The organism is Deltaproteobacteria bacterium, from assembly GCA_003696105.1.
Taxonomy (GTDB): domain Bacteria; phylum Myxococcota_A; class Polyangia; order Haliangiales; family J016; genus J016.
In genome coordinates this window covers 1-7186 of sequence record RFGE01000192.1, presented here as the reverse complement: position 1 = coordinate 7186, position 7186 = coordinate 1, and the positions used below count along the sequence as shown (strand labels likewise).

Here is a 7186-nt window from a genome sequence, read left to right as displayed (position 1 = left end):
CGCCAGCCGAAAACGCGCGAGCGCCGGGATCCGATCAGCCCGGCGCCCGGCGCCGCCGTGGACCCTTCGCGCGCGGCCGCTCGGCCGCGCCCGCCGCTGCGATCACGCGCGATGCGACCAGGCGGGCTGATGCAGGCGCTGCTCGATGCCCTCGGGCCGCCGCTCGTAGCCAATCCACCCGAGCGCGGCGAGGAACACCACGGGGACAAGGGCCTGCGCCCACTCGCCGTACGCGACGTGCGTGCCGATCGCGCCGACCATGATGAGCGACAGCGCGGCGGCCGCAGCCGTGGCGACCCGCGGGATCAGCAGCGCGATGCCGGCGGCGACCTCAACCAACCCGACCGCGATCCGGAACCAGGCCGGATAGCCCCAGTTGCGGAACGCCTCGACCTCGAAGTCGGCGCCGACGAGCTTGAGCGCGCCCGCTGCGACGAACGCGGCGGCGGCCAACGCGGTGAGCGCCCACAGTGCGATGTCTCGTCGCTTGTCCCAGATCTTGGCCCACATGATGCACCTCCTTTGCCAGTGAAATGCATCGAACCGGATCCGCGGGCGCCCGCGCGTCCGTGCGCGGACTGGCGCGTCCACCCGCCGCGAACTCGGCGCGCCGGGCCGGCGCGCCCGGCCGTCGCACGGCCGGCAGCGCTCGCGTTCCGTCGATCCGGATAACCACTGCCGCGCGCCCGCGCAACGCCGTCCTGTCGCCGGCGCCCCTGTCGGCGGGCCTCCGGCCGCCCGCCGGTTGACATCCGTTCGGCGGTGCCCACATCGGGACCATGCAACCCAAGCGCCAGCACTTCACGATCGTGTTCTGGCTCGTCGCGCTCGGCCTCATGTGGCTCGCGAACGTGTGGGTGTCCCGCGCGACCGCCCCGCAGCCGGTCCGCTACGACGAGCTGGTCGCCGCGATCCGGGCCGGCGAAGTCGCCGAGGTCGAGGTGCGCGAGACCGAGATCGTCGCCCGCCGCAAGGACGGGGCGGGCGACAAGCCGGCGCTCATCAAGGCGACGCGCCTGCCGGGCATCGACGAGACGCGCCTGGTCGACGACATCGAAAAAAGCGGTGCGCGTCTGGTGGGACGCATCGACCAGACGCCGTGGTGGCAGCCGCTGTTGCTCGGTTGGGTGCTGCCGCTCGGCCTGTTGATGGCGCTTTACTGGTACGGCATGAAGAAGATGGCGCGCGGCGGCGGCGCGCTGAGCTTCGGCAAGAGCAAGGTCAAAATCTACGACCGCAACCAGACCGAGCGCGTCACGTTCGCCGACGTCGCCGGCGTGGACGAGGCCAAACAGGAGCTGCGCGAGATCGTCGACTTCCTCGCCAACCCGGACAAGTACGCCAAGCTCGGCGCGCGCCTGCCCAAGGGGACGCTGCTGGTCGGTCCGCCCGGCACAGGCAAGACGCTGCTGGCGCGCGCGGTCGCCGGCGAGGCGAACGTGCCGTTCTTTTCGCTGTCGGGCTCCGAGTTCGTCGAGATGTTCGTGGGCGTCGGCGCGGCGCGCATGCGCGACCTGTTCGAGCAGGCCAAGTCGCGGGCGCCGTGCATCGTGTTCATCGACGAGATCGACGCGATCGGCAAGTCGCGCGGCGGGCTCGGCGCGATGGCGACCCACGACGAGCGCGAACAGACGCTCAACCAGTTGCTCGTCGAGATCGACGGGTTCGACTCGAGCCAGGGCGTCGTGATCATGGCCGCGACCAACCGCCCCGAGGTGCTCGATCCCGCGCTGCTGCGCGCCGGCCGGTTCGATCGGCAGGTCGTGGTCGACCGACCGGACGTCAACGGCCGCCGCGCGATCCTCGAGGTCCACGCGCGCCAGGTGCGGCTGGGCGACGACGTCGACCTCGCCGTCATCGCCCAGCGCACGCCCGGCATGGTCGGCGCCGACCTCGCCAACGTCGTCAACGAGGCCGCGCTGGCGGCGGCGCGCCGCGGCAGCGAGCGCGTGCAGATGTGCGACTTCGAGGAGGCGGTCGACCGCATCCAACTCGGCCTCGAAAAGCGCGGCCGGATCATGAGCCCGGAGGAGAAGCGGCGCGTCGCCTTCCACGAGGCGGGCCATACGCTCATCGCGCTGTCGGTCGATCACGCCGACCCGGTGCACCGCGTGACGATCATCCCGCGGTCGGTGGGTGCGCTCGGCGCGACCCTGCAACTGCCGACGCAGGACCGCTACCTGCTCACGGAGCCGGAGCTCCGCGACCGGATCGCGGTGATGCTCGGCGGCCGCGCCGCGGAAACGATCGCGACGGGCGAGCTGTCGACCGGCGCGCAGAACGACCTCGAGCGCGCGACGGAAACGGCCCGCCAGATGGTGTGCCGGTTCGGCATGAGCGACAAGCTCGGTCCGGTGACGTTCGGCCGGCCGCTGGCCGCGCGCTTCCTCGACACACCGCTCGGCGAGGAGCGCAACTACAGCGAGCACACCGCACAGCTCATCGATGCCGAGGTCCGCCGCGTGGTCGACGAGCAGTACGACCGCGTCGAGCAGATCTTGTCGGCCAAACGCGAGGCGCTCGAGCGGCTCGCGACCGCGCTGCTCGCAAAGGAGACCCTCGACCGCGACGAGATCCTCGCGATCGTGCGCGGCGACGGCGCCGCGGGCGACCGCGCCGACACGGCACCCGCCGCCGCGGCGTCTCCCACGACGTGAACCGCGGTGCGTCGCTCCTCAACCGAGGATCGCGATGCACATCGCGGGGCCGGCCCGGCGCGCCGCCCCGGGCGGGGCCGGCTCGCTTGCGGTGGTCCGTGGCCCGCGAGACCGCCGGCCGCCCGGGTGCTATCGTGGATGGGTGCGGGCCCGCGCGCCGACGTGCCAGCTATGCAAGGCCGCGATGCGCATTCGCGCGCGCGACCGCGAACTCGGCTGGCACCAGTGCGCCTACTGCGGGTGGATCCGCGACCTCGGCGGCCTGCCGCTGGAAGCCGAGGCGTCGCCGGGCGGCCGGATGGTGGCGGTTCGCCGCGGCGACGTCACCGACGTCGCGATCGCGCCGGCGGGGCTCGGCTGGGCCGGCCCGGCCGTCGCCTGGCTCGCGACGTGGATCGCGAGCTACGGCGCGCTCGAGTTGGTGCGCTGGCGACCGGGCGCGGCGCTGGCGGCGATCGCGTGGCTCGCGCCGCTGGCGGTCGCCGTCGCGTGGCGCCACACCGACCGGACGATCCGCGTCGGCCGCGACGCGGTGCAGGTCGTGCGGCGCTGGCGCGGCCGCGTGCTGTGGCGCACCGCGCTGGCGCGCGACGGCCTCCGCGAGCCGGCCGCGCCGCCCGCGCCGCTGCCGACCGTCGATCTGCGCGACGCGGCGGGCCGCTGCGCGCGCATCCGCGTCCGCGACCTCGACGAACAACGCTGGCTGGCGACCGAGCTGCGCGACGCCATGACCGCCAACGCCGTCGTCGGCGCGATCCGTTGCCCCCTGTGCAACGCCGAACTCGACGTCACCGAGTGGGACCGCGCGCGCGGCGCGTTCAACTGCGACTACTGCGGCGGCGGGCTGGTGTTCGACGAGGATCAATGGCGTTCCCGGCTGGTGCTGCGCACCGACATCGACGTCGTCGACCCGGCCGGGTTGTTCCCCCGCACCGGCGTGCGGCGCACGCGCGACTTCGCGCAGGCGGCGATCTGGATTCTGCGCAACCCGCGCGGCGTCGAGCGCGCGCGGTGGCTGCTGGTCGCCGTCGCCGCGATCGGCGGCACCGCGTTGATCGCGTGGGCGGGCACGTGGATCGCCGTCGCCCGATCGGGAGTGGGCCGCGCGCTGCTCGCCGGCCCGGGGTTCGCGGTCCTCGCCCTGTGCACCGCCGCCGGGATCGCCTGGCAGTACGCCGGGCGCGAGTGGGGCACCGCGCGCGTGCGCGTGGGCGCGCGGACGCTTGAGGTCGAGCGCTCGGTGTGGGGCATGCGTACGGCCCGCGACCGCGTCGCGCTGGTGGCGCTGCAGTGCGTCGAGGTGCGGCGGTCGGACGCCACCCGGTCCATCACGTTGGTCGCCCAGTCGCGATCGCGACTCGTCGAAGCGATCTGGCCGCACGACGGCATCGACACGCCGCGGTTCGCGCGGGAGCTGTTCGACGTGCTGCGGGAGCGCCAGCGGCGGCTCGGGCGCGACACGGTCGGGCCGCGGCCGCTGCGCAACGCGGAGTCGTGGCGCCGGCCGGACGCCGGCGAGACCGGCGCCGGCCACACCGGCGCGGGCGAGGCCGCGCTGCCGCCGGACGCCCGCCGGGCCGCGCGGACGCCGGACGCCGGACGGGCCGCGCGGACGCCGGACGCCGGCCAGACCGCGCCGCGGCCCCACGCCGGCGAGGCCGCGCTGCCGCCGGATGCCGGCGAGGCCGCGCTGCCGCCGGACGCCAGCGAGGCCGGCGCCGACGAGACCGCGTGACCCACGGGCGCGGGCGGCTGGCCCGCGGACCGGCCGGCCGCCCGCCGACAACGGACGCCATGGGCGTGATTCCAACACGTTGCGTCGCTCGGCCCGCAAAACCGGACCGACCGCGGTCAAGCCGGAGCGGATGCGACCGACTCGGGATCGCGAATGGCGCACGACGACGACATGACCCTCGCGGGCGACCTCCCCGCCGAGCTGGCGGCCGCGCACAGCTGCGCGCCGTACGCGGTCGTCATCCGCGGCCCGCTGCTGGGCACCAAGTGGCGACTGCCCGAGGGACGCGAATGGGTCGTCGGCCGCAGCTCGGCGGCCGACCTGCACCTGCCGGACGAGACCGTGTCGCGCCGTCACTGCGTCCTGCGGTCGGTACCCGGCGCGCTCGAGGTCGAGGACCTCGGCAGCCGCAACGGCCTGTTCTACAACGGACGGCGCGTGCGCACGTGCCGGCTGCGCGACGGCGACTGCCTCCACATCGGCCTGCAGACGGTCGTCAAGTTCGTGCGCATGTCGGCGCTCGAAAACTCGTTCCACGACCGGCTGCTCCATTCGGCGACTCGCGATCCGCTCACCGGTGCGTACAATCGGGCCCACTTCGCCGAGCACCTGCGCGCGGAGGCGCGGTTCGCGACGCGCCACGGTACCGCGCTGTCGTTGCTGCTGTTCGACATCGACCACTTCAAGGCGATCAACGACCGGTTCGGCCACCCGGCCGGCGACCACGTGCTGCAGCAGTTCGCCCTGTGCATCGCGCAACGCATTCGCTGCGAGGACCTGTTCGCGCGCTACGGCGGCGAGGAGTTCGCGGTCATCGCGCGGGGGATCGACGCGCGCGGCGCTCGGTTGTTCGCCGAGCGGCTGCGCGCGGCCGTCGAGTCGATGCGCGTGACCTACGAGGGGCGACCGATTCCCGTCACCGTGAGCGTCGGAGTCGCATCCGCGCCGCCGCTCGACCTCGCGCACGAAAACGACTGGCTCGACTGCGCCGACCGCGCGCTGTACGCCGCCAAGCGCGCGGGGCGAAACTGCGTCCGCGCGTGCGGCGACGCCGAGGCGGACGCGACGCCCGGCCGCGTCACCGCGCTGGTGGCGTCCGGCGGATGACGCGCTCGGCGGGCCGCACGCGCGTGCGCCCGCGGCGCCCGCTCCGGCCGTGAGCCAAAACCGGCGGCCGCGGACACATCGGCGGCGGGAGCTTGTCGCGCTCCGGGTCGGCCCATGCGCTGCGGTTCGCCGGTTGCGGTTCCTGCCCGTCTCGGCCGGGCTCGCGGCCCGCGACTCCGGCGCCTCCGCCGGCGGCGAGGATGCACTCGCGCCGAGCGGGGGCGCCGGAGGCCGATCCGCCGCTCAGGCGCTCGACGCCGCGGCGTCGTCGACCAACGCGAGGCCGAGCGGGCGCGCCGGCAGTTCGTCGCGCAGCGCCGCGGGCGGGCGCCGTGCGTCGGTGGCGGTGTGCGTGTACTCCGACTCCGGCCACAGTTCGCCCATCGCGGCGACCACGTACTGCGCCAGCTCGTCGTAGAAACCCGGCTCGGTGTCGACCGCCTCGAGGGTGACGAACGCCGTGCCGCCAGTGCGTCGCTCGACGGACAGGTCGATGCCTCCCCACGACGGCGGCGCGCGCCGGTCGCGAACGCGCAGGGCGCAGCCGCCCAAGTGCGCGGCGTCGCCCGGTGCGCGCGCGTCGCCGGCCGACCGATCGGCGACGGCCAGTTGGTAGCCGTAGGCCTCGACCCGCGCCGCGAGGTCGGCGACGGGAGCGTCGGTGAACTCGCGCACGTACAGGGTGTACACCCGCTTCGACGACGGGATCGTCCGTTCCTCGGGCCGGCGCCGGAGCAGCCACACCGCGGCCAGCGCGATCGCGACCGGCACGGCGTACAGGAACGCGGGCGCACCGCGCTCGACGCCCGACCGGGCGAACAGCGCGCCGACCGCACTGGCGGCCACGGCCAGCCCGATCTCGAACGCGCCGAGGCGGCGCCGCAGGTCGCGATCCATGGGCGCCGAGTGTAGCGCAGCCGCGGCGGACCTCAGCCCGGGCCGTCGCGCCCGTCAGAAGGCATAGCCGACGCCGAACAACACCGCGATGCGCCGAATCGAATCGATCGATGGATGCAGCCCCTCCTTGGCGGGGCTGGTCGCGAACGACAGCGGCGTGGCGGTCGCGACGAGGCGGCCCGCGATGCGGTAGTCCACTCCGACGGCGACGCGAAGCGACAGCATCGACAGCGCGCCGGTCGCAGGGCGCCCCCCTTCGGTGAACGGGTTGCCCGCCTTGAGCCCCGAAAACAACAACGCGCCGACCCCGAACTCCGCGCGCACGCGCAACGACGGCGACAGCGCGTAGGCGACGGGGACGTTGGCGGACACGCTCGTGAGCGCCGCCGTGCCCGCCGAGCGATCCTCGAACGGCACCGGAATGGTCGTGACGGACACGCCGGGCGAGACCGACAGGGCGCCGAACGCCACGGGATAGCCGGCGCCGACGCGGACGGCGAGCCGGACCGGCACGTCGAGTGCCCCCATCGACACGAACGCCGGCCCCATTTCGGCGACGGCGGTGAGCAGCCCGCCGGGGGCGGGAGCTTCGACCGACACGCCCGCGACGGCGGGCTCGACGCCCGATCCGCCGCCGGTGGACAGCGTGGCGGCGCCGGAGCCCGCTCCCGCGCCGCCCGCGCTCGCCCCGCCGGAGCCCGCGCTCGCCCCGCCGGAGCCCGCGCCCGTGCCGGTGCCCGCGCCCGCGCCGGTGCCCGCGGCCGTGCCGGTGCCCGCGGCCGTGCCGGTG

The 7186-nt window shown here is 74.8% G+C and carries 6 protein-coding genes; 3 read left to right on the top strand and 3 right to left on the bottom strand.

Annotated features, from left to right (window positions below; all coding sequences use genetic code 11):
• Nucleotides 1-102: 102 nt before the first annotated feature.
• Nucleotides 103-510 (bottom strand): DoxX family protein, encoded by a 408-nt coding sequence (locus D6689_12750; protein ID RMH40794.1) that lies wholly within the window; start codon nt 508-510, stop codon nt 103-105.
• Between the two features lie 269 nt (nt 511-779).
• Here D6689_12750 and D6689_12745 point away from each other — a divergent pair, with 269 nt between their 5' ends.
• The 3 genes from D6689_12745 (at nt 780) to D6689_12735 (ending at nt 5499) form a co-directional block, all read left to right on the top strand.
• Complete coding sequence (locus tag D6689_12745) at nt 780-2657, top strand: ATP-dependent metallopeptidase FtsH/Yme1/Tma family protein (protein ID RMH40793.1); 1878 nt, start codon at nt 780-782, stop codon at nt 2655-2657.
• A gap of 142 nt (nt 2658-2799) precedes the next feature.
• Nucleotides 2800-4392: a hypothetical protein gene (locus tag D6689_12740; protein RMH40792.1), complete on the top strand. Its 1593-nt coding sequence runs from the start codon at nt 2800-2802 to the stop codon at nt 4390-4392.
• Nucleotides 4393-4545: 153 nt separating this feature from the next.
• Nucleotides 4546-5499 carry a GGDEF domain-containing protein gene (locus D6689_12735; GenBank protein ID RMH40791.1) on the top strand — a complete coding sequence of 318 codons (954 nt, stop codon included), beginning with the start codon at nt 4546-4548 and terminating at the stop codon, nt 5497-5499.
• A gap of 243 nt (nt 5500-5742) precedes the next feature.
• Here the strand turns inward: D6689_12735 and D6689_12730 are convergent, their stop codons facing one another.
• Nucleotides 5743-6396 (bottom strand): hypothetical protein, encoded by a 654-nt coding sequence (locus tag D6689_12730; protein RMH40790.1) that lies wholly within the window; start codon nt 6394-6396, stop codon nt 5743-5745.
• A 54-nt stretch (nt 6397-6450) separates the two neighbouring features.
• Nucleotides 6451-7186: hypothetical protein (locus D6689_12725; protein ID RMH40789.1), on the bottom strand; the 736-nt coding region annotated here is incomplete at its 5' end.

Coding starts and splice junctions, on each gene's coding strand:
- D6689_12750 (RMH40794.1), bottom strand. CDS start 510: ATGTGGGCCAAGATCTGGGACAAGCGACGAGACATCGCACTGTGGGCG.
- D6689_12745 (RMH40793.1), top strand. CDS start 780: ATGCAACCCAAGCGCCAGCACTTCACGATCGTGTTCTGGCTCGTCGCG.
- D6689_12735 (RMH40791.1), top strand. CDS start 4,546: ATGGCGCACGACGACGACATGACCCTCGCGGGCGACCTCCCCGCCGAG.
- D6689_12730 (RMH40790.1), bottom strand. CDS start 6,396: ATGGATCGCGACCTGCGGCGCCGCCTCGGCGCGTTCGAGATCGGGCTG.